Genomic DNA, 25130 nt, shown 5'->3' with positions numbered 1-25130 from the left:
GGTCGGACTTCGGGCCTGGAGGTTTGTGACTTGGTGCCCGATTCTGCCGGATCACTTCCCCGGGGGTGACGATTCGCCGTCCGATGCGCCTACGATGGGTCGGCAGACTGTCTAGGGAGCGTTGAACACCCGTGTCGATTTTCGAGAAGATCCTCCGTGCCGGTGAGGGGCGGATGCTCCGTCGGCTCAAGGCCATCGCCGACGCCGTCAACTCCATCGAGGAGAACTACGTCGACCTCAGCGATGCCGAGCTGCGGGCGCTGACTGACCAGTACCGGGAGCGCCTCGCCGACGGGGAGACCCTGGACGACCTGCTCCCCGAGGCGTTCGCCACGGTGCGCGAGGCCGCCAAGCGGGTGCTGCACAAGCGGCACTACGACGTGCAGATCATGGGCGGCGCGGCGCTGCACTTCGGCAACATCGCCGAGATGAAGACCGGTGAGGGCAAGACCCTCGTGTCCACCCTGCCGGCCTACCTGAACGCGCTGGCCGGCAAGGGCGTGCACGTCATCACGGTCAACGACTACCTGGCCCAGCGCGACGCCGAGTGGATGGGGCGGGTGCACCGCTTCCTCGGCCTGACCGTCGGGACGGTGCTGCCCAACCGCCCGTCCGACGAGCACCGCGCGGCCTACGACTGCGACATCACCTACGGCACGAACAACGAGTTCGGCTTCGACTACCTGCGCGACAACATGGCCTGGTCGGCCGCGGACATGGTGCAGCGCGGCCACGGCTTCGCGATCGTCGACGAGGTCGACTCGATCCTCATCGACGAGGCCCGCACGCCGCTGATCATCTCCGGCCCGGCCGAGCAGTCGCAGCGGTGGTACGGCGAGTTCGCCGCGGTGGTGGCCCGGCTGGAGCGGGGCAAGGACGGTTCGGGCGACTACGAGGTCGACGAGTCCAAGCGCACCATCGCGGTGACCGAGCGGGGCGTCTCCCGGGTCGAGGACCGGCTGGGCATCGACAACCTCTACGAGTCGGTGAACACCCCGCTGGTCGGCTACCTGAACAACGCCATCAAGGCCAAGGAGCTGTTCAAGCGCGACAAGGACTACATCGTCTCCGAGGGCGAGGTCCTGATCGTCGACGAGTTCACCGGTCGCATCCTGCACGGCCGCCGCTACAACGAGGGCATGCACCAGGCGATCGAGGCCAAGGAAGGCGTCGAGATCAAGCAGGAGAACCAGACCCTCGCGACGGTCACCCTGCAGAACTACTTCCGCATGTACGAGAAGCTGTCCGGCATGACCGGCACGGCGCAGACCGAGGCGGGCGAGTTCAACAAGGTCTACAACGTCGGCGTGGTGACCATCCCGACGCACCGCCCGATGGTCCGCCAGGACAAGTCGGACGTCATCTACAAGACCGAGAAGGCGAAGTTCCAGGCGGTCGTCGAGGACATCGCCGAGCGCCACGCCACCGGCCAGCCGGTGCTGGTCGGCACGGTCTCCGTGGAGAACTCCGAGATCCTGTCGCAGCTGCTGCGCCGCAAGGGCATCCCGCACGCGGTCCTCAATGCGAAGTACCACGCCCGCGAGGCGGAGATCATCGCGCAGGCGGGCCGCAAGGGCGGCGTCACGGTGGCCACCAACATGGCCGGTCGTGGCACGGACATCCTGCTCGGCGGCAACCCCGAGTTCCTCGCCGCGGCGGAGCTGCGCCAGCGCGGGCTCACCGAGGAGGAGCACGGCGACGACTACTACAAGGCGCTCGAGGAGATCCTGCCCACCTGGGAGGAGGCCTGCGCGGCCGAGGCCGAGGAGGTCACCGACGCCGGCGGCCTCTACGTGCTGGGCACCGAGCGGCACGAGTCGCGCCGGATCGACAACCAGCTGCGCGGTCGCGCCGGCCGCCAGGGCGACCCGGGCGAGTCCCGCTTCTACCTGTCGCTGCAGGACGACCTGATGCGGCGCTTCCGCTCCGGCGCGGTCGAGGCGGTCATGGACCGCTTCAACATCCCGGACGACGTGCCGATCGAGTCGAAGATGGTGACCCGCCAGATCCGCGGGGCGCAGACGCAGATCGAGGCCCAGAACGCCGAGATCCGCAAGAACGTGCTCAAGTACGACGAGGTCATGAACAAGCAGCGCCAGGTGGTCTACGCCGAGCGCAAGCGCGTGCTCGACGGCGAGGATCTGCACGACCAGATCGACACCATGATCGACGATGTGGTCGCGGCGTACGTCACCGGCGGCACCGTCGGCACCGGCAAGGAGTACGCCGAGGACTGGGACCTCGACCAGCTGTGGACCAACCTCAAGCAGCTCTACCCGGTCACCATCACGATCGAGGAGCTGGAGGAGGAGGCGGGCGCCGAGCGCTCCACCTTCGACCACGAGTTCCTCGTCCAGCGGATGAAGCAGGACGCGCACGACGCGTACGACCGCCGCGAGGAGCAGCTCGGGCCGGAGGCGATGCGCGAGCTGGAGCGTCAGGTGCTGCTGGCCGTGATCGACCGCAAGTGGCGCGAGCACCTCTACGAGATGGACTACCTCCAGGAGGGCGTCGGCCTGCGCGCCTACGCCCAGCGCGACCCCCTGGTCGAGTACCAGCGCGAGGGTTTCGACATGTTCGCCCAGATGATGGAGGGCATCAAGGAGGAGGCCGTCGGCTTCCTGTTCAACCTTGAGGTCCAGGTCGAGCAGGCGCCGCCCGCGCCGGCGGCAGCAGGCGTGCCGCTGCCCGACGGCGAGTCGCACGTCGAGGTCCGGGCCAAGGGGCTGGGCCAGCGCCAGCAGCCGCAGCGGGTGCAGTACACCTCGCCGACGATCGACGGCGCCGCGGGCGCGGGCGCACCGCAGGTGCAGCAGGCTCCGGCGCTGGGCATCGGCAACGCCGGCGGCGACGGGGGCCGCAAGCCGTCCCCGCGCAGCGCCGGTCGCGGCGCGGTCGCCGCTCCGGCCTCCCGCAACAGCCCCTGCCCCTGCGGCTCGGGCAAGAAGTACAAGCGCTGCCACGGTGCCGCCTGACCCGCTGACGGCGGTCCGGCGCGGCTGACCCCACGGGGCCGGTAACGCAGAACGACCACGAAGAAGGACCGGCCGACGGCCGGTCCTTCTTCGCTGTGGAGCCCGGAACGGGCGACGCGGTCGCCAGGGGTGCAGTCGCCCGCCCCGGGGATCAGAGCAGCACCAGCAGGGCGGTGCAGCGCCAGCTCGTGGTGTCGCGCTCCAGCCGGTATGCCAGCGACCAGGTGCTGCGGCCGTCGCTGAGCACCGCGGCGACCTCGGCCACGCCCGGGCGGGGCTCGCAGGTGCGCAGTTGGCGGCGGCGCACGGGACGGCGTGGGGTGCCCGCCGGCACGGCTTGGCGTAGTGCCGCCAGCCGGCGCAGGCCGCGGGCCAGCTCGTCGAGCACGTCGTTGGCCTCGGTGACGCGCAGCAGCGGGCGCAGCTGACCGGGGGAGCGGAACCCGTTGAACAGCTCCAGGCACAGGTTCAGGAAGCGCAGGGCCGCGGTGTGGCACTCGGGCGAGGCCCCGGCGACGGCCTCCGGTGGGATGATCTCGCGGGGCTCGGGCCGGACCGGCTGGTAGGTGGTGGGGCGCAGCTCGTCGTCGAACGGCGGGTCGAGCGGGGGCGCGCGATGGATGCGGACGGATCCGGCAGCAACGGCGAGCGCCGTCATCGGGACCACCACCTTTGATCTTGTGTTTGCTTGAGTTTGCCTCCGTTTGACATTTGTAGCTGGTGTATGAGGGATCGGTCAATGCCAATCTAAGGATCTTGGTGTGGTCAGTCCTCGCCACCGGACAGCGGGTTGTCCTTCACGTACTGCTGGGCCTCGTCGTACAGCTGGGCGATGAACTCCTCCAGCCGGGCCCGCTCCACCCGCCACTGGCCCCGGCCGCCCAGCCGGATGGCGGGCAGCTCGCCCCGCCGGACCAGCGCGTAGATCTGCGCCGTGGAGGTGCTGAGCTCCTCGGCGACCTGCTCCAGGGTGAGGAAGCGGGGCAACGGCTGGGTCATGGCGGCGGATCTCCTGAAGAGGGGCTGATTCGTGCGGTTGCTTCAGTTTGCCATCGGATGGTGTGGCGCGGGGAGTCCGGTGTCGCCGTGCGAGACTGTCCGCAGGAGAACGGGACGGAGGGATCCGACGTGGCGAACGATCTCGTGAGGGTGTACGTGCCGGCGACGGTGCCGCTGGTCGCGGCGCTGCGCGACGCCGACGAGCTGCCCGGCGCGACCGCGCACGCGGTGACCCCGGCCCTGCGCGAGTGGTACGCCGAGGGCGACGAGGAGGAGCTGGAGTACGTCGCCTTCATGCGGGCCGCCCAGGACGCGCTGCGTCTGCTGCGCGACGACCCGGCCGCGCCCCGGCGGCGCGTGGTCGTCTCCGCCGACGTGCCCGCGAATCAGGTGACCGTCGAGAACCGCGACCTGGGCACCAGCACGGTGCGGCTGAACGGCGTGCTGCGCCGCGCCGCGATCGCCGCCTTCCACGTGGACGAGCCCGAGGCGGAGCCGGTGGTGGCCGAGGCCGCCGAGGTGGTCGAGCGGGCCGCCGGCGGCGACCCGGACGCGCAGTTCACCGTCGACTCGGCCGAGGATCTGGACCTGCTGTGGTACGCACCGGAGGAGCTCGACGAGCTCCTCCGGTGAGCCGGGGTCAGTCCCGGACGGCCTTCGGCAGCGTCCGGCCGTACGCGATGGTCGTCGTGATCGCGCCGACGAACAGCACGACCAGGCCCGTGTTCAGGCGCGAGGCGGCGATGAAGGAGAGGATCTCGCTGTCGGCGGAGATGTCCGCCTCCGCGAGCGAGAGCAGCTGGGCGACGCCCAGCCGGGTGCAGAACTCGGCGACGATCAGCAGCAGCCCGGCGGACGCGCCCGCCGCCAGGTAGACCGGCCACTTCGGGGTGTCGCCGGTGCGCGCCGCGGCGCGCCGGATGCGCCAGTACGCGACCAGTCCGGCGAGCAGCCCCGCGATGACCGCGGTGGTGCCCGCGAGCAGCCCGTTCGCGGAGTAGCGCTCGGCCGCGGTGTCGCCGCCGCCGAACGCGTTCAGCAGCGGCGTCGAGAACAGCGCCACCACGTTGAGGAAGATCAGCACCAGCAGCGTGGCGGACAGGCCCGCGGCCAGGATGCGGGCCGGGCGGATCGCGCCCAGCGCCCCGCCGAGCGCACCGGCCACGCCGACGGCGATCGCGACCACGCCGACGGCGCGCGCCGACATGCCGTACGCCAGCAGGACGGCGCCGCTGGCCAGCGTGCCGGTCAGCAGGCCGGCGGCGGTGCCCACGGCCCAGCGGCCGGCGCCCCGCTCGGCCCACGGCTTGCGGCGGCCCAGCGCGAGCGTGGACCACAGCCCGACCGCCGCCCCGGCGAGCAGGTTGGCCTGGATCACCTGGGGCAGCAGGATGGCCGCCATCACCAGGCTCCAGTCACCCGCCTCGCCGGTGAACGCGGTCCGGTAGAAGAGCAGTGTCACCAGGAGCCAGGCCAGGGCCGAGAAGGCCAGCCAGCCGGTCGTGGACGGCGTACGCGGCCCCTCCGCCGCGGCGGGGGGCTGCGTCCCGGCCTTGCGCTGGGGGTGGGCGGACGTGGCGATCGCGGGCTCGGTCATCGTGGTCTCCTGTTGGGCGACAGTGGGCCTGCCGACGGCGTGGTGCTCGCCGCGGCGGCCCCGTGTCGGAAGGGCCTGGACGGCTGGCGCGGGGCCACCGGTGGAACCGGTCCGGTCGAGCGGCCCGCCGACGGTGCGGCAGGCCTGGCCGAGCGGGGCTCCATGGTCCGGCGACCTAGCCTAGCCAGGCCTGAGGGGTGGGTAGGCTGGAGCGGTAGGGCGGGCCCGGTGACCTGGACCGGATCGCGGTCGAGCCGGTGGTCGCCGACCTGGTCATGGTCGAACGGATCACATGTCTGCCGCCGGGCCGGGCTGTGGCGGTACTTTGCGTGCAAGTATGCAAAGAACGTTGACGTACCTTCCGACCGGAGGAGCCATCGATGGACGCCGTATCCGTGGTGCCCGAGCCGCACAACGAGCCGGTGCACACCTACGCACCGGGCAGCGCTGAGCGATCCCGTCTGCACAAACGCCTCGGGGAGCTCGCCTCGGAGCAGCTCGAGCTGACGATGACCATCGACGGGCAGCAACGTATGGGTGGCGGCAACGCGATCCACGTCGTCCAGCCGCACAAGCACGCGCATGTGCTGGGAGTCACCCACAATGCCACCAACGCCGATGCGGTGGCGGCGGTGACGGCCGCGAAGAAAGCCGCCCCCCTTTGGCGTGATATGTCCTTCGACGACCGGGCCGCGATCTTCCTGAAGGCCGCCGATCTCCTGTCCGGCCCGTGGCGCGACACCCTCAACGGCGCCACCATGCTCGGCCAGTCGAAGACCGTGCAGCAGGCGGAGATCGACTCGGCCTGCGAGCTGATCGACTTCCTGCGCTTCAACGTGCACTTCGGCCGCAAGCTGCTGGCCGAGCAGCCGGTCTCCTCGCCCGGGGTGTGGAACCGCTTCGACCACCGCCCGCTGGAGGGCTTCGTCTACGCGGTCACCCCGTTCAACTTCACCGCCATCGCGGGCAACCTGCCCGCCACCCCGGCGCTGATGGGCAACACGGTGCTCTGGAAGCCGGCGCACACCCAGCAGTTCTCGGCGCACTTCCTGATGCGCCTGTTCGAGGAGGCGGGCCTGCCCCCGGGCGTCATCAACATGGTGACCGGCGACGGCCTGGCCGTCTCCGAGGTCGCGCTGGCCGACCCCGACCTGGCGGGCATCCACTTCACCGGCTCGACCCGGGTGTTCCAGCACCTGTGGAAGCAGATCGGGGACAACATCGCGGGCTACCGCTCCTACCCGCGCATCGTCGGCGAGACCGGCGGCAAGGACTTCATCGTCGCGCACCCGTCGGCCGACCCGGCCGCGCTGGTCACCGCGATGGTCCGGGGCGCGTTCGAGTACCAGGGGCAGAAGTGCTCCGCGGCGTCGCGGGCGTACGTGCCGCGCTCGCTGTGGGAGTCCGGCGTCCGGGACCAGCTCGTCGCCGACACCGAGTCGCTGACCTACGGCGACGTCACCGACTTCCGCAACTTCGGCGGCGCGGTGATCGACGACCGGGCGTTCGCCCGGCACGCGGCCGCGCTGGAGAAGGCCAAGGCGTCCGAGTCCTGCGAGATCCTGGCCGGCGGCGAGGTGGACGACAGCGTCGGCTACTTCGTGCAGCCGACCGTCATCGTCTGCACCGACCCGACCAACGAGGTGTTCACCACCGAGTACTTCGGGCCGATCCTGGCCGTCTACGTCTACGACGACGCCGACTTCGCCTCGGTCGTCAAGCAGATGGAGAGCGTCGCGCCGTACGCGCTGACCGGCGCGATCTTCGCGCAGGACCGCCGGGCGCTGGAGTGGCTGTCGCACGAGCTGCGCTTCGCCGCGGGCAACTTCTACCTCAACGACAAGCCGACCGGCGCGGTCGTCGGCCAGCAGCCGTTCGGCGGCGGCCGGGCCTCGGGCACCAACGACAAGGCGGGCTCCTGGCACAACCTGATCCGCTGGATGTCGCCGCGGACCATCAAGGAGACGTTCGTCCCGCCGACCGACCACCGCTACCCGCACATGGACACCGACCACCCGCGTCCGTGACCTGCTGATCCGAACGAGGGGTGGTATCCAGGCGATCCCGCCCCTCGTTTCGCATATGTCCGAGTACCGTGACTGCGTGCAGAGCTTCGGGGAGCAGGGCGGCCGCCTGACCTACGGCAGCTACCTGCGCGTGCCCGAGCTGCTGGCCCAGCAGGTGCCCCAGTCGTCGCCCGCCGCCCACGACGAGCTGCTGTTCATCACCATCCACCAGGCGTACGAGCTGTGGTTCCAGCTGCTGCTGCACGAGCTGGCCGACGCCCGGGACCGGATGCTGGCCGGGGAGAGCTACCTGCCCCGGGTGCGCCTGGAGCGCTGCCACGCGGTGGAGGTGCTGCTCGTCGGTCAGGTCGACGTGATCGACACGATGACCCCGCAGGACTTCCTGGCCTTCCGCACCCTGCTCGCGCCCGCCTCCGGGTTCCAGTCCGCCCAGTTCCGCGAGATCGAGTTCATCTCCGGTCTCAAGGACCCCGGCTTCCTGGAGCGGCTGCGCGGCCTGTCGCCGGCCGAGGAGGAGCGGCTGCGCCGCCGGCTCGCCGAACCGACGCTCTGGGACGGTTACCTGGCGCTGCTGGCCGCGCACGGCTTCGCCGTCGGCTCCGATGACGAGGTGCTGGCGGCGCTCGTGGCCATCGCCCGCGACCGGGAGCGCCACGGCGCGCTCTGGGACCTGGCCGAGGCGCTGATCGCCCACGACCAGGCGTGGTCGCTGTGGCGGGCCCGGCACGTGCTGATGGCCGAACGCCAGATCGGCGCCAAACCCGGCACCGGCGGCTCCGCCGGCAGCCCCTACCTCCGCTCCCGCCTGGACACCCGCTTCTACCCCGCCCTCTGGTCCCTGCGCGCCGCGCTGTGACCGTGCTCCGCGGCTGAAGATCGCTGTTTCGGGTGAGAAAGCGGGGTACGGCCCCGTGTCTTGACCGGAAACGGCGATCATCGCGAGGATCCTGTGGACTGGCCTGTGTATATGTCGGGTTTGGGGTGATCGTTGGGCAGTGGGCAAGATCGGGTGGGTGTGGGTGGGGGGCGAAAAGGGGCGACACGCCGAGGGGAGAGATATCGGGCGGTTTGTGTTATCCCGTCAGGCGGGACTTCGGAGGCAGGAAACGGACATATTCCTGTCTGATCAGACAGTCGGAAAGGGACTGTCCGGCGGGGAATGTGCACTGTGGATGGGCCGATATCCTGGACAGAAGGCTGTGAAAGTGGCAGCGTTGAGTCATGGCAGAGGTAGGAATCAACGCTACTGCGGCGGCCGTGCTCGGCCTGCTGCACGACGGCCCCATGACCGGTGGCCAGCTGATGGCGGCGGCAGAACGTCGGCTCAGCCCGTACTGGTCCATGACCCGGTCTCAGGTCTACCGCGAACTGCCGGTCCTCGCCGAGCTCGGATACGTCAAGCTCGGCAAGCCCGGCCCGCGGGCGAGCCAGCCCTATGCGATCACCGCGTCGGGCAAGCGCGCGTTCGCCCGCTGGCTGAACGAGGAGCCCGGCCGCGAGCTGGTGCGCAACCCGTATGCACTGCGTGTCGCGTTCGGATCCACGCACGCGACCAACCAGTTCGACTCGCTGCTCAACAGCGCCAACTCGCACCACACCGAGGCGCTCGCGGAAGCCCGCGAGCAGGCCAAGGAGGCCAAGAAGGAAGGCGACGACTTCACCGCCGCGGGGCTGGAGTTCGCCGTCGCCTACCACAAGGCCGCGCTGAACTGGCTGAAGACCGCCATCGCCAAGTAGCGCCTCAGCGCTGGTCGAGGGGGCGTGCCTCCGCCAGCGCGGAACGCAACGCGGCCGCGGCGGCAGGCGCCGCGCCGAGCGCGTCCAGTGCGAAAAGGCCCGCTCCCACCACCGGTGGCTGTGCGAGCACGGTCAACCGGGCCTTCGACGAGTGGGCCTTCACCCCCGCGTCCACGGCGTCCTGCAGCAATGGATGCCGGGCGCGCAGCACACCACCGCCCAGGACCACGGCGTACGGTTCCTCCCTCAGCCCGAGCCGGTCCGCGGCAACTGTCACCAATGACGTGATCTCGGTCGCCTGACGCGCCACCACGCGCCGGGCGACCTCGTCACCCTGCCCGGCGGCGGCGAACAGCACCTCACTCAACTCGATCATGCGGTCCTGGTCGAGGCTGCCCAGGTGCAGGCCGGTGATCACGTCGTGGACGGAGGCCTGCCCGAAGTGCGCGGCCACCGCCCCGGCCAGCGCCGTGGCCGGCCCGCGGCCGTCCTCGGCCCGCGCCGCATGCCACATCGCGAGCGAGGCCAGGTGCAGGCCGCCGCCCCAGTCGCCGGAGATCGGGCCGAGCGCCGGGAACCGGGCGGTGCGCCCGTCGGCGCTGCGCCCCACGCAGTTGATGCCGGCTCCGCAGACGACCGCGATCGCGTCCGGGCTGTCGGTGCCGGCCCGCATCAGCGCGAACGTGTCGTTGTCCAGCCGGTACGACTCCGCCCAGCCGGTCAGGGCGACCGCCTTCGCCGCCGCCTCGACCTCCTCGGGCAGGTCGAGACCGGACAGATAGACCTCGGCGCGCGCGACGGGCACGGACGGGGGCATCCCGGCCTCCCGCCGCGCCGCGCCGACCAGCCGGTCCAGCAGCGCGACTGCCGTGTCCAGGCCGATCACCTGCGGGCACGAGCCCGGCCCGCGGACGTAGCCGTGCACCCGCCCGTCCGCGTCGGCGAGCACCACGTCGGTTTTGGAGTTCCCGCCGTCGACGGCCAGGAACAGTTCGGCAGGACTCATCGCGCCCAGGCCAGGTGCTCGGCGTTGGCGGCGAGCAGGCGCTGCGTCAGCGCCTCGGCGTACTCGTGCTGGCCGACCAGCGGGTGCGCGAGCAGCGCGGCGTAGACGCGGTCGCGGCCGCCGTGCACCGCGGCACGCACAGCCAGCTCCTCGTACGCGGCGACGCCGGCGATCAGGCCGGACAGTTCGGGGCCGACCGGCGGGGCCTTGACGGCCACCGGGCCGTCGCGGTCCACTCGGGCGCTGACCTCGATCACCGCGTCGTCGGGCAGGAACGGCAGGTGCCCGCCGTTGCGCAGGTTCACCGCGTGCACCGCGCCGTCGCCGGTGAGCAGCGACGTGATCAGGCCGACGGCCGCCTCGGAGTAGAACGCCCCGCCCCGCTTGGCCAGCAGGTCCGGTTTGGTGGTCAGCGCCGGGTCGGCGTACATCCGCAGCAGCTCGGTCTCCATCTCGGCGACCTTCTGCCCGCGCGTGGGGGCGTCGCGCTCCTCGCGCACGACCTCGTCGTGGGCGTAGAAGTAGCGCAGGTAGTACGACGGCACGTTGCCGAGCAGGCGCAGCAGCGACGGCGGCAGCTGCACCGGCCCGGCCAGCTCGTCGAGGTGCTCGGCGAGCAGCTCGGGCAGCCGGTCGACGCCGTCGACGTACGCGGCGCGCTCCCAGGTGAGGTGGTTCAGGCCGACGTGGTCGAGGGTGACCGCGCCCGGCTCGACGCCCAGCAGCGCGGCGAACCGGCGCTGGAAGCCGATGGCCACATTGCACAGGCCGACGGCCTTGTGCCCGGCGTCCAGCAGGGCGCGGGTGACGATGCCGACCGGGTTGGTGAAGTCGACGATCCACGCGCCGGGCGCGGCCAGCCGCGCGGCCCGCTCGGCCACGTCCAGCACGACAGGCACCGTGCGCAGCGCCTTGGCCAGGCCGCCCGCGCCGGTGGTCTCCTGCCCGACGCAGCCGCATGCCAGCGGGAAGGTCTCGTCGCTGATCCGGGCGGTCTGCCCGCCGACGCGCAGCTGGACGACCACCACCGCGGCGTCGGTCAGCCCGGCGTCGAGGTCGGTGGTCCAGGTCAGCGTGCCGGGGTGGCCGTGGTGGGCCATCAGGCGGCGGGCGTACGGCCCGACGACGTCCAGCCGCGACCCGGCCGGGTCGATCAGGCACAGCTCGGTGACGTCGAGGCTGCCGGCCAGCCGGGCGAACCCGTCGACCAGCTCGGGGGTGTAGGTGGAGCCTCCACCCACGACTGCGATCTTCATTGCTGCTCTCTCTGTGTCATGCGGAGCCCGCTCCGCGGCCTTAACCGGTTGTCCGGCCTACGCTGCGCTACGGCCGTACACCGAGCGGCCGCTCCGACGGGCTCCTGTCGTGCGGTGGGTGGTTCAGGCCGAGCGCAGCGCCGCGCCGGGGATCGGCCGGGCGTTCAGCGACTCGACCAGGGACTCGCGCACCGAGCGCAGGCCCGAGTCCATGGCGCCGAGCAGCACCGCGTCGTCGGTCAGCGCGGTCACCTCGACGGGTGTGCGCAGCGGGGTGTTGCGGTGGAACGCCTCGGTGACCAGGTCGCGCAGCCGTGCGCCGCCGGCCTGGGCGACCTCGCCGGCGAGCACCACCAATGGCGGGTCGACCAGCGCGGCGACCACGGCCAGCACGACGGCGATCCGGTCGGCCAGCGCGGCGAGGAAGTCGGCCGCCGCGGGGGAGTCCGCGCGGGCGGCGTCGGCGACCATCTCCTCCGGGGTGGCCCCGGTGAAGCCGTGTGCCGCGCCGAGCGCCGCCACGGCCGGGCCACCGGCCAGGCTCTGCAGGTCGCGGGGCTGTCCGGGGGCGGCCAGGCCGAGCGGCACGTAGCCGATCTCACCGGCCCCGCCGGTGGCTCCGCGCAGCAGCGACGCGCCGAGGTCGATGGCGCAGCCCAGGCCCGCGCCCAGCCAGAGCAGGGCGAAACTGCCGCTGCCCGCGGCCGCGCCGCGGTGGCGCTCGGCGATCGCGGCCAGGTTCACGTCGTTGTCGGCCTCGACGGTCAGGCCCAGCTCGGCCGCCAGCGCGGGGACCACGCCGGGGCGGCCCCAGCCGGTGACGTCGATGTGCCGGATGGCGCCGGTGCCGGGGTCGTACGAGCCGGGCACGCCCAGCTGCAGGTGGGTGACGCGGTCACGGCCGGCCCGGGCGCACAGGTCGCCGGCGATCGCCCGCACCGTGCCGACCGGGTCGCCGTCGGCCGGGTCGCTGGGGTAAGCCGCGCGGGCCAGCACCGCTCCGCTGAGATCGCACAGTGCCGCCTCGAACGGGGCGTGTAACGTCTCGCTCACGTCCCGTACCGAGATCGCGAGCACCGTCGCGGCGGCCGGGTTGACCGCGTACACCTCCGCATTGGGGCCGGGTCCGCCGCTGGTGTGGCCCACGACGATCGCCAGCCCCGCCTCGGTGAGCGTGCGCAGCACGTCGGAGGTGGTCGGCTTGGACAGGCCGGTCAGCTCCCGCAGCTCGCCGCGGGTGAGCGTGCCCCGATCGATGAGCAGCGCCATGGTCGCGCTCTCGTTCATGGCCCGGAGCAGCTTGGACGAACCGGCGAGCCGTGCCACGTGCCCTCCTCGCGTAATAGGAAAGTAGATTTACTATTGCCGTGACGGTGGCCGCTGTCAAGTCGCGGGAGCGCCCCGGAAAACCGTGCGGCCGATGCCACTAGTCTTGTTGATGTGACTGCCGACTACGCCGATCAGCTCAAGAACCTTGACGCGACCATGCGCAACATCGAGTCCGTGCTCGACATCGCCCGGCTGCGCCGGGACAAGGAGCGGCTCGAGGAGGCGGCCTCGGCCCCGGACCTGTGGGACGACCAGGCCAAGGCGCAGGAGGTCACCTCCCAGCTGGCGTACGCGACCGGTGAGATCAACAGGCTGACCAAGCTGCGCGGGCGGATCGACGACGTCGCGGTGCTGATGGAGCTGGCCGAGGCCGAAGGCGACGCGGACTCGATGGCGGAGGTGGGCACGGAGCTGACCTCGCTGGCCAAGGCGGTCGAGGAGCTGGAGGTGCGCACCCTGCTCTCCGGCGAGTACGACTCCCGCGAGGCGCTGGTCGCCATCCGGGCCGGCGCGGGCGGGGTGGACGCCGCCGACTTCGCCGAGATGCTGCTGCGCATGTACCTGCGCTGGGCCGAGCGCCACGGCTACGCGACCGAGGTCTACGACACCTCGTACGCCGAGGAGGCCGGGCTCAAGTCGGCCACGTTCGCGGTGAAGGCGCCGTACGCCTACGGCACGCTGTCGGTCGAGTCGGGCACCCACCGCCTGGTGCGCATCAGCCCGTTCGACAACCAGGGCCGCCGCCAGACCAGCTTCGCCGGGGTCGAGGTGCTGCCGGTGGTGGAGCAGACGGACCACATCGACATCCCCGAGAACGAGATGAAGGTCGACGTCTACCGCTCCAGTGGCCCTGGCGGTCAGAGCGTCAACACCACCGACTCGGCGGTGCGCATCACGCACATCCCGACGGGCATCGTGGTGACCTGCCAGAACGAGAAGTCCCAGCTGCAGAACAAGGCGTCCGCGCTGCGTGTGCTGCAGGCCCGGCTGCTGGAGCGCAAGCGCCAGGAGGAGCGGGCCAAGATGGAGGGCCTGAAGACCGACGCGGCCGGCTCCTGGGGCGACCAGATGCGTTCGTACGTGCTGCACCCGTACCAGATGGTCAAGGATCTGCGCACGGAGTTCGAGACGGGCAACCCGTCGGCGGTCTTCGACGGCGAGATCGACAGCTTCGTCGAGGCGGGCATCCGCTGGCGCAAGCAGAACGAACTGGAAGCCGCCGCCTGATCGGCCGAGTGAGCCTCACTCCGCCCGGCTGTTCTCGCAGCCGGGCGGAGTTTCTTTCATGTATGGACATCTCTGGCGCGTCGTCCGGGTGGGTGACGTGACTACTGTCGGTGACAGTTGATCACGGACAGATCACGGAATTTTCCAGGAACATTCACGGCAATACCGGCATCTCAACCCCTGCGGGCTTGGCTAAACGGCAACACCGCGTAGACTCTCCGCCGTGATTCGACTTGAGCACGTGACCAAGACCTACCCGAAGGCGTCCCGGCCCTCACTGGACGACGTGTCGGTCTCGATCGAGAAGGGCGACTTCGTCTTCTTCATCGGTCCGTCCGGCTCCGGCAAGTCAAGCATCGTGAAGCTCATGCTGCACGAGATCAAGCCCAACAAGGGCAAGGTCTTCGTGAACGGCAAGGAGATCAGCTCGATGCGCGGCTGGAAGATCCCCAGCTTCCGCCGCTCGATCGGCTGCGTCTTCCAGGACTTCCGCCTGCTGCCGAACAAGACGGCCTACGAGAACGTCGCGTTCGCGCTCGAGGTCATCGGCAAGTCGAAGGCGGTCGCCCGCCGCGTGGTGCCCGAGGTGCTGGAGCTGGTCGGCCTCGGCGGCAAGGAGCACCGCTACCCGCACGAGCTCTCCGGTGGTGAGCAGCAGCGCGTCGCCGTGGCGCGCGCGTTCGTGAACCGGCCGCTGATCCTGCTGGCCGACGAGCCCACGGGTAACCTCGACCCCGACACCTCCATCGAGATCATGCGCCTGCTGGACCGGATCAACCGGACCGGCACGACCGTCGTCATGGTCACCCACGACTCGAACATCGTCAACCAGATGCGCCGTCGCGTCATCGAGATCGAGGGCGGTCGGATCGTCCGCGACCAGGCCCGCGGTGTGTACGGCTGAGCCGACACCGTTGAGCCCCTGTCCCTGACGTCCTGACCGTCTCCCCCGGAGGATTTCCCCCGATGCGTGCGAAGTATGTCCTGGCCGAAATGCTGGTCGGGCTGTGGCGCAACGTCACGATGACCATCGCCATGATCATCACGATGATCGTGTCGCTCTCGATGCTCGGCGCCAGCCTGCTGATGTACATGCAGGTCGACGAGATGAAGAGCCACTACTACGAGCAGGTCGAGGTCTCCATCTACCTGGAGAAGACCGCCGACCAGGCGCAGAAGGACGACATCAAGGCCAAGCTCGACAGCGACCCCTTGGTGAAGGACGTGTTCTTCGAGGACAAGACCACGGCGTACAACAACTTCAGGGAGCAGTTCCGTGACGCCCCCGACCTGGTCAACGCGATCGGCGAGGACGAGCTGCCGGAGTCTTATCGGGTCTCGCTGAAGGATCCGTCGCAGTTCGACCAGATCAACACCACCTACGCCAACCTGCCGGGCGTGGACACGGTCGTGGACCAGCAGAAGCTGCTGCAGAAGATCTTCGACATCCTGGGCTCGATCCAGAACCTGTCGCTGGTCGTCGCCGGCTTCATGGGCCTCGCCGCGCTGCTGCTGGTCGCCAACACCATCCAGGTCGCCGCGTACAGCAAGCGGCGCGAGGTCGCGGTCATGAAGCTGGTCGGCGCGTCGAACTGGTTCATCCAGGCGCCGTTCGTGCTCGAGGCGGTCTTCGCCGCGCTGCTCGGCTCGATCCTGGCCTGGGTGATGCTGGTCATCGGCAAGATCGTGCTGATCGACGGCAAGCTGGCCGCGCTGACGGACCTGCTGCTACCGGTGAGCTGGGGCAACATCAACGTGATGCTGCCGATCCTGGCGGGCATCGGCTCGGTGGTCAGCGCCGTCACCGCCTGGGTGACCCTGCGCTTCTACATCCGCGTCTAGTCGCGGCGACGCACGTCGACGGCCCGCCCTCCGGCTTCGGAGGGCGGGCCGTCACCTTTTCTGCGCCACTCCGGTTGAATGTCGGTTTTGCCTGGAATCGGGGTATATGTCGGCAGTAGGGTGATCGGGACAGGCGAGGGAGGTCCCGTGCGCTGGCGACTCGTACAGGTGGTGTTCGCCCTGCTGACCGCTGTGGCGGTCGGCCTGCCGGCTCATGCCGCCCCCGACGACCTCAAGGACGACAAGAAGCGCGTCGATGCCGAGCTGGCCAAGACCGGGGCACTGCTCGAGGCGCTGTCCGCGAAGGCGCGCACCGCCGCGACCGAACTCGCCGAGGCCAACGCTGCCATGCCCGCCGCACAGGAGCGGATCGCGAAGACCAGGGCCACCGTGGTGGTCGCCGAGACCAAGGCGGCGACCGCCCAGCGGCGCGCCGACCAGGCCACCGCCGCCTGGGCCGTCACCGACCAGGCATACCAGGCGACAGTCCGCCAGGTCCAGGAGGGCCGGGACCGGTTCGCCCGGTTCGCCGTGGCCACCCTGCACGGGTCCAACATCGCCGAGTTCAACGTCCTCATGGCCGCGACCCGGCCGCAGGAGTTCCTGGACCGTGGCAACTACATCGACCAGATCGCCCGCATCCGGCGCGAGGCGATCGACGGGTTCGTCGCCGCCCGCCGGGCCGCGAAGCAGATCACCAGTGAGTCCGAGCTGAAGCGCCGGGAAGCCGCCGACGCGGCCCGGATCGCCCGCGCGGCCCTGCTCGCCGCAGAGAAGGCCCGGCAGGAGGCCGAGCAGGCACGGCGCGATCTCGACACGCTCGCCGACCGCCAGAAGAAGGCGATGGAGGCGGCGAAAGCCGAGAAGGTCGAGGTCCAGCGGCACTACCAGGAGGTCAAGGAGCAGAGCGAGCGCATCGCCGACGAGCTGCGGGTCTGGGAGGGCCAGTACGGCAAGCTCGTGCCGATCCTGCGCCCCGGGGCGAAGTTCCTCATGCCGACCAAGGGCTGGAAGTCCAGCGACTTCGGCAACCGCTACGACCCGTACTACGGCGTCTGGCAGCTGCACGCCGGGGTCGACATCGCCGCGGGCGGCGGCCAGCCCATCTTCGCCGCGGCGGGCGGCACCGTCAGCAGCGCCGGCTGGCTCGGCGGGTACGGCAACTACACCTGCCTCACCCACGGCAGGTCCGGCGGCAAGGTGATCTCCACCTGCTACGCCCACCAGTCGAAGATCCTGGTGAAGGTCGGCGACAAGATCCGTGGCGGCCAGCTCATCGGCAAGGTCGGCACCACCGGCGCCTCCACCGGCTACCACCTGCACTTCGAGGTCCGCCAGAACGGCAACCCCGTCCAGCCCTTGAACTGGCTCCCCGGCTGCCTCTGCTGAGCTGCTGGCGCCCGCCTCGATAGCCTCCCTTACCCGCCGGTCGCTCGTCCGCTGCGCGGACTTCCGCTCCTGGCGGGTGCGGTCGGCGGCCGAACCGGGTGCGGTGCGGGGTTAGCGCTATCTCGATCGCGGTTCGGTCTTGGTCATCGGTAGCATTGTCGGGTTGCCGTGATCGAGGAGAGGAGGGCCGTCATGCCGCGGGAGAAGGGCCGCAAGGTCATCGCGTCGAACCGCAAGGCGTACCACGACTACACCATCCTCGAGACCTTCGAGGCGGGCATCGCCCTGATGGGCACCGAGGTGAAGTCGCTGCGGGCCGGGCGGGCGTCGCTGGTCGACGCGTTCGGCCAGGAGCGCGACGGGGAGATCTACCTGCACGCGCTGCACATCCCGGAGTACGCCATGGGCACGTGGACCAACCACGCGCCGCGGCGCACCCGCAAGCTGCTGCTCAAGCAGAAGGAGATCATCCATCTGCTCACCAAGACCCGTGAGGGCGGCCTGACCATGGTGCCGCTGTCCATGTACTTCAAGGACGGCTGGGCCAAGGTCGAGATCGGGCTGGCGCGCGGCAAGAAGACCTACGACAAGCGCCAGGACATCGCCAAGCGGGACTCCGACCGGGAGATCAGCCGCGAGCTGGGCCGCCGCGCCAAGGGCATGCGCTAGGACCACGCCGGACCACGGGGCGGCGGCAAGCCACAGTCGGATGGCCGATCGCGGCGGTGAGCCCGAGGACGGTAGCCTCGCGGGTCGTGAGCAAGCATCGGCTGCACGAGGACGACGAGACCACCCTGCTTTCCCGCGTGGTCGAGGACCCGGCGGTGCAGGACCGCGACCCGCGTCCCGCCGAGCGCCGGGAGCAGGCGGAGGACCCGGCCCCGCCGGCCGTTGAGCACCTGGCGGAGGTGGCGGAACCCGCCCTGCGTTCTGCTGAGCACCCGGCGCAGGGCGAGGAGCCCGCTCCGCGCCGCCTGAGCAGGCAGCCGCTGGTGATCGGTGTCGCGACCATGTGCCTGCTGGTGTCCGGCGCGGCCGCCTGGGCCCTGGCCAAACCCGCACCGCAGCCGTCATCGGGGGCGCTGCCGACCGGCGGACCGAGCACCTCGACCGCCGGCTTCACCGACGGATTCGGCGTGATGACGCCGAGTCCCGCCGCTTCGCCCTCGGTCGCGCCCGCACGTCCCAGTGCCTCCCCGTCCGCACCGGCGCCTGCCTCCTCCCCGGCCGGGAGCCCCGTTCCCAGCAGCAGCCCGCCCGCGCCGTCGAAGCCGCCTGCGCCCGGGCCGCCGCCCGCCGCGCCCCCGGCCGCCGGCACCGCCTCGGCGACCTACGACGTGAACGCCTGGAACGGTGGCTACACGATCGCCGTCCGGGTGCGCAACACGGGTGCCACCCCGCTGGCGTGGACGGTGCGGATCCGGCTGGCACCGGGCAGCACCGTCGACGGCGACTGGGAGGCTGACCGGTCCCAGCAGAACGGTGTCTGGGTGTTCACCCCCGAGCGCGGCGATCTCGCCCCCGGTGCGACGGTGACCTTCGGGTTCATCGGCAGGCGCGGGCCAGGCGCGTTCCCCGTCACCTGCACGGTGAACGACGTCCCGTGCCAGGCTGACTGAGCAGTGGCTTAACTCCGCCCTAAACCGGACGGCAGAGGGTTCGGAGCGGCTCTATATTCGGCCCGTGACCGTGCTGCGGCTCGATGTGGAGCTCCCCTTCCCGGTGGAGTCGGTGTGGCAGGCGTTGACCGATCGCCGGCTGCTGGGCGAATGGTTCCTGCAGACCGACCTCATGCCCGTGCAGGGCGGTGTGTACCGCGCCTATCCCGGCGGCGACCTGCCGGGGTTCACGGCGCCGTTCGACATGGACGTGATCGAGGTGGTCGGCCCGACGCGCCTGGCGCTGCGCTGGCGCGGCGAGCAGCTGCACGCCGACGTGGTCTGGGAGTTGTCGACCGTCGCGGGCGGCAGCCGGCTGCGGGTGAGCCAGACCGGTTTCCTCGGCATCGCCGGCCAGGTGCGCCGCGCCGAGCTGCAGCGGGCGTACGCGACCATGTTCGAGCAGCGCCTGCCCGCCCTGCTGGCCCGCCAGGAGGAAGCGGCCGCGGTGCCGACCCGCCGGCGGCGCAGCAAGGACATCTACGACGCCGCCGACATGCCCCGCCGCCCGCCGGCCGTGGCGACCGGGTCCGCCGCGGCCCGCCCTGCCCGGCCGCCCGCCGAGGCGTCCACGGCGGCCTTCACGCCCGGCGGGCGGTCCGCGGTCGGCGTCGACCCGGGCGTGCCGTCTGCGGCGATCCCAGACCCGCGTACGCCGTCCGCGGCGAACCCTGATCCGCGCATGCCGTCCGCGGTCATCCCCGGCCCGCGCACCCGGCCGGTGAGCCTCGGCCCGAAGGACCCGTTCGCGGCCGTGCCCTACCCGGACCCTCCTGCCGAGGCCGACGACCCGGACGAGGAGGGCCCGCCGCTTTCCGGCGGGCTGCTGTCCCGGGTGTTGCACATGCCGGTGGACCGGCGGTTGCGGCTGCTGTCGGCGGCGGGCGCGATGGTGCTCACCGTGCTGGCGGTGACGGCGGTGGCGACGCTGGTGCTGCGCTCGCCGGGCCCGGCGGCGGAACCGGTCGACAGCGCTCGCGGCCCCTGGTCCGGGGTGCAGGCGGGGGAGTCCGCGATGCCTTCGGCGGAGGTCCGCTCGGCGAGCCCGGCCGGCTCGCCGAGCGCCTCGGCGGCCGCCCCGTCGGCGGCGGCGTCCGCGCCGACCGGTCCCGGCCCGATCGAGGCCGCCGCCCCGGCCATGGCCGTCGCGTATCGGACGCTGGAGTCCTGGAGCGGCGGCTACATCGGAGAGATCACCATCCGGCCCACCGCCGTGGTGGACGGCTGGTCGGCCGCCGTCACCCTGCCTGCGGGAGCCACGGTGACCAGCGCGTGGGACCGGATCGGCTTCCGCCAGGACGGGTCGCGGGTGACCTTCACGCCGCAGGACGTCCACCGTCACCTGCCCGCGGGCAAGGATTTCGGGTTCGCCTTCCAGGTGGGTGACCCGTCCGGCGCCACCCGTCCGGAGGGCTGCGTCGTCGAGGGCGTGAGCTGCGCGAACCGCTGAGCCTCTGTCCGGCAACGGACACCCGCGTCACGACCATGGTCGATTTCGGGGATGCCCTGGGCCGCGCGGCGACCCTATAGTCGGTCCGTGACCGAGCTGCGACTCGACGTCGATCTCTCCCACCCCCGGGCCAGGGTCTGGCGGGCGCTCACCGAGCAGCGGCTGCTGCGCGAGTGGTTCGTGCCCACCGATCTCACGGCGACCGCGGGGGACACCTTCCGCGCCTTCCCGCCGCCGGGCCTGGCCGGGCTGGCGACACCGTTCGATCTGGACGTGGTGGCCGTGGCGGCGCAGGAGCGGCTGGCCATGCACTGGCGCGACGACCACACGCACACCGAGGTCACCTGGTCGCTGGCGGACACCGAGGCGGGCTGCCGGCTGACCGTGCTGCAGACGGGGTTCTTCGGGGTCGACGGCACCCAGCGCCGGCGCGAGCTGCGCCGGTCGTACCAGTTCATGTTCGGCGACCAGCTGCCCGCGGCCCTGGACCGGCTCGCCTCCGGCGAGGTCGACCTGGGCGGGGTGCGAGCCGACCTGCACACCGCGATCCCGCGGCGGCGGGAGACGATCCCGCTCGACCCGGCGCCGCCCGCCCCGCCGCCCGCGAGCGGCTCGAAGCGGGTGCGGCTGCTCTCGCTGGCCGGTGCGGTGGTGCTGGTGGTGCTGATCAGCACGGCGGTGGCGGTCATGATCGGTGGCAACAGCGGCGGCGCGCCCAGTGCCGACACCGAGCCTGTGTACGGGCTGGGCTCCGGCGTCCAGCCGGGGATCGACGGGACGGACCCGGTCACGGCCGCCTCCGGCACCCCAAGGCCGGGCGTACCCGGCGCGTCGCCCCAGCCGGGGGTGTCCACGTCGCCGGGCGGCTCGCCGTTGCCCGAGGCGACCGGCTCCCCGTTGGCGGGCCCCCCGCTGACCGCGAGCTACCGCACGATCGCGCTGCTCGGGCTGGGCGGATTCGACACCGAGGTGACGGTGCGCAATCCCGGCGCCGCCCCGCGGGAGAACTGGACCGTCGTGCTGACCATGCCGGCGGACCGGGCGGTGGAGAACCGGTCCACCTCGGCGGTGAACTTCACGCAGGACGGCCCGAAGGTCACGGTGACGCCCGTCGGCCCGGCCCGCACCGTGGCCGCCAACGGATCGGTGACCTTCATCATCCGCTTCCCGGCGCTGCTGGCCCTCGGCCAGGCGGTCACCGCCTGCACCGTGGACGGGATCGCCTGCACGGGGAGTTGACCGATACCGGAATGACTTTGGTCGTCCCGGGCGTTACTCTTACAGGCGCGGTGATCGTCACCGTGCGTGCGCGTTCGCGCGACCAGGGGGTGACAGGTTTCGACATCGTACGTTGCGGCAGGAGAAGCGAGCCGAGGAAGCCGACGTCGTCTCGATAATCGTCGTCGGAAAACTATAAGCGCCAAGACTAACGTCAAGCGCGACTTCGCTCTCGCCGCCTGAGGCGAGTAGCAAGTCTGTCGGTCCGGGAGTGCCTATGGCCCGTGTACCGGCATCAGTTAATAGGCTGGCCGATTCAGTCCCGTCGCGGGGCTGCTGAGGCGAGATCAATCGCGACTGGGCCCGTCACACCGTCTCGCTCATGTGATCGGTGGGGTCGAGTAGAGGCATAGTGAGCTGCGCTCGGAGAAGCCCTGTCAATGCGGCGATGGACCCGGGTTCGATTCCCGGCACCTCCACCAGACAGCGAACGGCCCCGGTCCTCCAGGACCGGGGCCGTTCGCCGCATATGCCCTGGTAGCTGCATTAATTACCGACTGAACGTGCGTTCAAACCTGGGCAAAGGTATGGACTTCGGGCCGGTCCCGCGTGACCATCGAACGCAAGGACGTTTTCGCGGTCCGGGGGTGAGGTATGGCCACCGATTCACTGGACGAGCTGTCTACCGCCGTGCTCGGCCCCTCCGGCCGGCTCGGCGAGGTGATCGCCGACGCCCCGCGGCTGACCCACAGCGTGCAGGCGCTGGAGTGCGATCGCCGGGCGCTGCTCGACGCGATGACGGCCAGGGCCGCCGACCGGCACGCCGAGGAACAGCTCGCACAGCGACTCACCGCCTACCGCCAGCGCACGGCCGACGTGCTGCACCAGGCATACGGCGTCGACCTCGGCGGCGAGACCTGACGGCGCTTCGGCGCGAGATCAACGTGCGTTGGCGCTGTGCTGCCATTCGTTCAGCCAGGCGGCGAGGATGCGGGCGCACACGTCGACCGACTCTGCCCAGCCGGTGACGGCCTCACCGTCGGCCTCGTCGCTGACCTGCTTGATCATCCGTAGCGGCACACCGTAGGCGGCGGCCGCCGCGGCGACGGCATACCCCTCCATGTCGACCAGTGCGGCGTGCTCGGCCAGTGCCGCCCGCAGCACCGGGTCCGAGACGAACACGTCACCGGTGGCCAGCACCGGCCCGGCGCCCGGCAGCTCCAGCGCCTCGCCGAAGGTGCGGCCGGTCACGGCGCGGATCGTGGCGGTGTCGAAGTCGTGCTGCACCACCCGGCTGATCTCGTGGACGCCGGCCAGGCCGGGCCGCAGCGCACCGGCGGTGCCCAGGTTCACGATCTCGCGCGGCAGCACGCCGTTGGCCAGCACGCGGGACACCGCGAGTGCCGCGTTGACCTTGCCAACCCCGGTCAGCAGCACGGGGTGCGCGGTGTCCAGGTGCGCCGCCTCCTCCGGCAGCGCCACGACGATCAGCGGCCGGTCGGGGGTCACGGTGCCGGTAAGAGTCACCCGCGAAGTCTAACGGCGTGTCGAACAGCTCTCATGTACGCCGGGGGGCGCAGGTCAGAACGGTCCTTGTCACCGAGTCGGGCAAGTTTGCCGCACAAGCCGTGCCGAGACCCTGACCGTGCCGCCTCCGGACGGATAGGGTGCCATTCATGGCGTCGGGAGAGCCGCACACCACGCGGCACGACAATGCGGGGAAGGGCACGGGGCGGCACGCAGTGGAGTCACTGACCGGGCACCTGCTGGTTGCCATGCCCTCGCTCCGGGATCCCAACTTCGAACGTACGGTCGTCTTCGTCCTCGCCCACGAGGCCGACGGAGCGCTCGGGGTGGTGCTGAACCGGCCCACCGAAGCGCTGGTGGGCGACATCCTGCCCGGCTGGGAGTCGCTGCTGCGCGAGCCCGGCGTGCTCTTCGAGGGCGGCCCGGTCGGCACGGACTCGGCGATCTGCGTGGCCCGCGCCCGTGCGGGCGTGGCAGGCTTCGTCGGCTTCAGCCGGGTGATGGGGCAGATCGGCACGGTGGACCTCAGCCGCGATCCCGCGCGGGTCGGCCAGCGGCTGGAGTGCGTGCGCGTCTACCACGGCTACGCCGGCTGGGGCGCCGGGCAGCTGGAGCAGGAGATCGAGGAGAACTCCTGGCTGGTGTTCGAGGCACTGCCCAGCGATCCGTTCCGCACCCAGCCCGAGGAGCTGTGGTCGCTGGTGCTGCGCCGCCAGGGCGGCCTGACCGCCGCGGTGGCCAACTTCCCGCCTGACGTCGCCCTCAACTGACCGGGGGCCGGTGTTTCCGATCGATCACGGACCCCGGTCCATGATCGGCTGCACTGGCACCTGGTCAACTCGCGGGATACCCGTTTTTGCACGGGGGGCGGGGGCGTGTAATATTTCGCAGGTGCCCGGGCGGCGGAAACGTCAAACGGGGACTTACCAGGAACAAGGGGCCGTGGCGCAGCTGGTAGCGCACCACACTGGCAGTGTGGGGGTCAGGGGTTCGAGTCCCCTCGGCTCCACCGAAGAAACGCCCAGGTCAAACGACCTGGGCGTTTCGCTTTGTCTGTGCAGTGATCTCCGTCGTGCCACATCCGTGCCACATCGCTGCGCCTTCGGCGGACGGATGGCTCGGACGGACGAGCTGCGGCAGACTTCCGCCGTGAACACATCACCCAACCCAGCCGAGCTTTACGCCGACGTGGCCGCCCACGGCAGCTTGGCCGCGGCGCTGGAGGCTGTCGCTGCCTCGTCCGGAGTCGTCCTGGAGACATCTGCCAGCGACGTGCAGCCGCTGCACCACGCGACTGTTGCCAGCAGGACACAGCTTCGCCGACACCTTGGCATCAGCGCGGGGCTGAAGGAGCGATGTTGGGTGATCAATGGATGGGGCCAGGGCATATGGATGGTGTCAGGCAGTACGGACGACCTGGCCGAGGTCATCAAGGCAGCCGTGGCGTGGCGCGACGGTGTGCCCCTGAGCGAGATCGGGCACGTTGCCCCGTTCGTCAAGGTGACCCAACGAGGCGCGGCCGCTGAGAAGGGTCCGGAGCATGTTGTGGCTGGGGAGTGGGCGGGCCTACTGCAACATGCGGAGACGGCCGGATGGCCTGAGTTCCGGGCGCTCGTCATGGCGGCTCATGCTGAGCCGAAGCTGCGGCAGCTGTACCCGTACACCTCTCACTGGTTGCTGGGCTTCTCGACGACCACCGGCTACCCGTTCTCGCCCACCATGGTCTGCCTGGCCGTGTCCAGCGAGTCCAGGTACGGAGCCTATGGGCCGGGGAGGTCAGTCCTTGGTGAAGCCGCTACCGCTGAGGAGGCGGTGCGGATCGCGGCAAACCATCTTCCCGCCGACCTTGGACCCGCAGTGGCGGGACCATACCCCGAAGACGCTTGAGACGTC

22 protein-coding genes, 1 tRNA gene, 1 other RNA gene and 2 pseudogenes are annotated in these 25130 nt (G+C 70.9%); 19 read left to right on the top strand and 7 right to left on the bottom strand.

All coding sequences use genetic code 11. The annotated features are described in order from the left end of the window. Positions 1-131: 131 nt before the first annotated feature. Together secA and HAV39_RS43790 are read left to right on the top strand one after the other, a co-directional pair. Positions 132-2819, top strand: a pseudogene (gene secA / locus HAV39_RS37415) (preprotein translocase subunit SecA); the annotation flags it as partial. 57 nt (positions 2820-2876) lie between these two features. Further along, positions 2877-2975 (top strand): annotated as a pseudogene (locus HAV39_RS43790) (SEC-C metal-binding domain-containing protein); the annotation flags it as partial. A gap of 151 nt (positions 2976-3126) precedes the next feature. Here the strand turns inward: HAV39_RS43790 and HAV39_RS37410 are convergent. Both HAV39_RS37410 and HAV39_RS37405 read right to left on the bottom strand, forming a co-directional pair. Next, on the bottom strand, positions 3127-3633 hold the full coding sequence (locus tag HAV39_RS37410; RefSeq protein WP_191843886.1) for an Rv3235 family protein: 507 nt from the start codon (positions 3631-3633) through the stop codon (positions 3127-3129). A gap of 107 nt (positions 3634-3740) precedes the next feature. Further along, a complete protein-coding gene (locus HAV39_RS37405; RefSeq protein ID WP_120316854.1) occupies positions 3741-3974 on the bottom strand; it encodes a helix-turn-helix transcriptional regulator in 234 nt (77 codons plus the stop codon). 129 nt (positions 3975-4103) lie between these two features. On the opposite strand from HAV39_RS37405, the gene HAV39_RS37400 reads away from it, so the two are divergent. Next, on the top strand, positions 4104-4607 hold the full coding sequence (locus HAV39_RS37400; protein WP_191843885.1) for a DUF6912 family protein: 504 nt from the start codon (positions 4104-4106) through the stop codon (positions 4605-4607). Positions 4608-4614: 7 nt separating this feature from the next. On the opposite strand, the gene HAV39_RS37395 is transcribed toward HAV39_RS37400, so the two are convergent. Next, positions 4615-5571, bottom strand: a complete 957-nt coding sequence (locus HAV39_RS37395; protein WP_191843884.1) for a hypothetical protein — start codon at positions 5569-5571, stop codon at positions 4615-4617. Between the two features lie 380 nt (positions 5572-5951). Between HAV39_RS37395 and pruA the strand changes: the two genes are divergently transcribed. The 3 genes from pruA (at position 5952) to HAV39_RS37380 (ending at position 9335) form a co-directional block, all read left to right on the top strand. After that, entirely contained in the window at positions 5952-7598 is a 1647-nt protein-coding gene (gene pruA / locus HAV39_RS37390) for an L-glutamate gamma-semialdehyde dehydrogenase (protein ID WP_120316851.1), read from the top strand. A 76-nt stretch (positions 7599-7674) separates the two neighbouring features. Continuing rightward, positions 7675-8454, top strand: coding sequence for a tryptophan 2,3-dioxygenase (locus HAV39_RS37385; protein WP_239120850.1), 780 nt, complete (start codon positions 7675-7677; stop codon positions 8452-8454). 365 nt (positions 8455-8819) lie between these two features. Continuing rightward, positions 8820-9335 (top strand): PadR family transcriptional regulator, encoded by a 516-nt coding sequence (locus HAV39_RS37380; protein WP_120316849.1) that lies wholly within the window; start codon positions 8820-8822, stop codon positions 9333-9335. A 4-nt stretch (positions 9336-9339) separates the two neighbouring features. Here HAV39_RS37380 and HAV39_RS37375 read toward each other — a convergent pair whose 3' ends face one another. From HAV39_RS37375 to HAV39_RS37365, 3 genes are all read right to left on the bottom strand, one after another. Beyond that, positions 9340-10341 (bottom strand): N-acetylglucosamine kinase, encoded by a 1002-nt coding sequence (locus HAV39_RS37375; RefSeq protein WP_191843882.1) that lies wholly within the window; start codon positions 10339-10341, stop codon positions 9340-9342. Continuing rightward, the gene (locus HAV39_RS37370) at positions 10338-11597 is read right to left on the bottom strand and encodes a 6-phospho-beta-glucosidase (protein ID WP_191843881.1); all 1260 of its coding nucleotides are present in this window, start codon (positions 11595-11597) and stop codon (positions 10338-10340) included. The genes HAV39_RS37375 and HAV39_RS37370 overlap by 4 nt, the downstream gene beginning before the upstream one ends. Positions 11598-11720: 123 nt before the next feature. Next, entirely contained in the window at positions 11721-12923 is a 1203-nt protein-coding gene (locus HAV39_RS37365; RefSeq protein ID WP_191843880.1) for an ROK family transcriptional regulator, read from the bottom strand. A 114-nt stretch (positions 12924-13037) separates the two neighbouring features. Between HAV39_RS37365 and prfB the strand changes: the two genes are divergently transcribed. The 10 genes from prfB to HAV39_RS37315 all read left to right on the top strand — a co-directional run bounded on the left by prfB (position 13038) and on the right by HAV39_RS37315 (position 22631). Continuing rightward, a complete protein-coding gene (gene prfB, locus HAV39_RS37360) occupies positions 13038-14153 on the top strand; it encodes a peptide chain release factor 2 (protein ID WP_275413960.1) in 1116 nt (371 codons plus the stop codon). Between the two features lie 223 nt (positions 14154-14376). After that, on the top strand, positions 14377-15057 hold the full coding sequence (gene ftsE, locus HAV39_RS37355; RefSeq protein ID WP_120316845.1) for a cell division ATP-binding protein FtsE: 681 nt from the start codon (positions 14377-14379) through the stop codon (positions 15055-15057). A gap of 62 nt (positions 15058-15119) precedes the next feature. Then, entirely contained in the window at positions 15120-15995 is an 876-nt protein-coding gene (gene ftsX / locus HAV39_RS37350) for a permease-like cell division protein FtsX (RefSeq protein WP_191843879.1), read from the top strand. Positions 15996-16142: 147 nt separating this feature from the next. Beyond that, positions 16143-17384, top strand: coding sequence for a M23 family metallopeptidase (locus tag HAV39_RS37345; RefSeq protein ID WP_191843878.1), 1242 nt, complete (start codon positions 16143-16145; stop codon positions 17382-17384). Between the two features lie 192 nt (positions 17385-17576). Next, on the top strand, positions 17577-18053 hold the full coding sequence (gene smpB, locus HAV39_RS37340; protein WP_120316842.1) for an SsrA-binding protein SmpB: 477 nt from the start codon (positions 17577-17579) through the stop codon (positions 18051-18053). 86 nt (positions 18054-18139) lie between these two features. After that, the gene (locus HAV39_RS37335; RefSeq protein WP_191843877.1) at positions 18140-19003 is read left to right on the top strand and encodes a cellulose binding domain-containing protein; all 864 of its coding nucleotides are present in this window, start codon (positions 18140-18142) and stop codon (positions 19001-19003) included. 64 nt (positions 19004-19067) lie between these two features. Continuing rightward, positions 19068-20492: a cellulose binding domain-containing protein gene (locus tag HAV39_RS37330; protein WP_191843876.1), complete on the top strand. Its 1425-nt coding sequence runs from the start codon at positions 19068-19070 to the stop codon at positions 20490-20492. A gap of 87 nt (positions 20493-20579) precedes the next feature. Continuing rightward, positions 20580-21731: an SRPBCC domain-containing protein gene (locus HAV39_RS37325; protein ID WP_191843875.1), complete on the top strand. Its 1152-nt coding sequence runs from the start codon at positions 20580-20582 to the stop codon at positions 21729-21731. 85 nt (positions 21732-21816) lie between these two features. Next, positions 21817-22192: a transfer-messenger RNA gene (gene ssrA / locus HAV39_RS37320) on the top strand. Between the two features lie 172 nt (positions 22193-22364). Continuing rightward, positions 22365-22631, top strand: coding sequence for a hypothetical protein (locus HAV39_RS37315; protein ID WP_191843874.1), 267 nt, complete (start codon positions 22365-22367; stop codon positions 22629-22631). An 18-nt stretch (positions 22632-22649) separates the two neighbouring features. Here the strand turns inward: HAV39_RS37315 and HAV39_RS37310 are convergent, their stop codons facing one another. After that, positions 22650-23237: a nucleosidase gene (locus HAV39_RS37310; RefSeq protein ID WP_191843873.1), complete on the bottom strand. Its 588-nt coding sequence runs from the start codon at positions 23235-23237 to the stop codon at positions 22650-22652. A 149-nt stretch (positions 23238-23386) separates the two neighbouring features. Between HAV39_RS37310 and HAV39_RS37305 the strand changes: the two genes are divergently transcribed. From HAV39_RS37305 to HAV39_RS37295, 3 genes are all read left to right on the top strand, one after another. Continuing rightward, a complete protein-coding gene (locus tag HAV39_RS37305) occupies positions 23387-24007 on the top strand; it encodes a YqgE/AlgH family protein (protein ID WP_120316836.1) in 621 nt (206 codons plus the stop codon). 166 nt (positions 24008-24173) lie between these two features. Beyond that, positions 24174-24246, top strand: a tRNA-Ala gene (locus tag HAV39_RS37300). Between the two features lie 140 nt (positions 24247-24386). Then, positions 24387-25124: a DUF6193 family natural product biosynthesis protein gene (locus tag HAV39_RS37295; RefSeq protein ID WP_191843872.1), complete on the top strand. Its 738-nt coding sequence runs from the start codon at positions 24387-24389 to the stop codon at positions 25122-25124. Positions 25125-25130: the final 6 nt, after the last annotated feature.

The sequence above is a fragment of the Catellatospora chokoriensis genome, assembly GCF_011297315.1.
GTDB classification, from domain to species: Bacteria; Actinomycetota; Actinomycetes; order Mycobacteriales; family Micromonosporaceae; genus Catellatospora; species Catellatospora citrea.
Note: the sequence above shows the minus strand (reverse complement) of the source record. Positions and strands in the feature narration are given on the sequence as shown.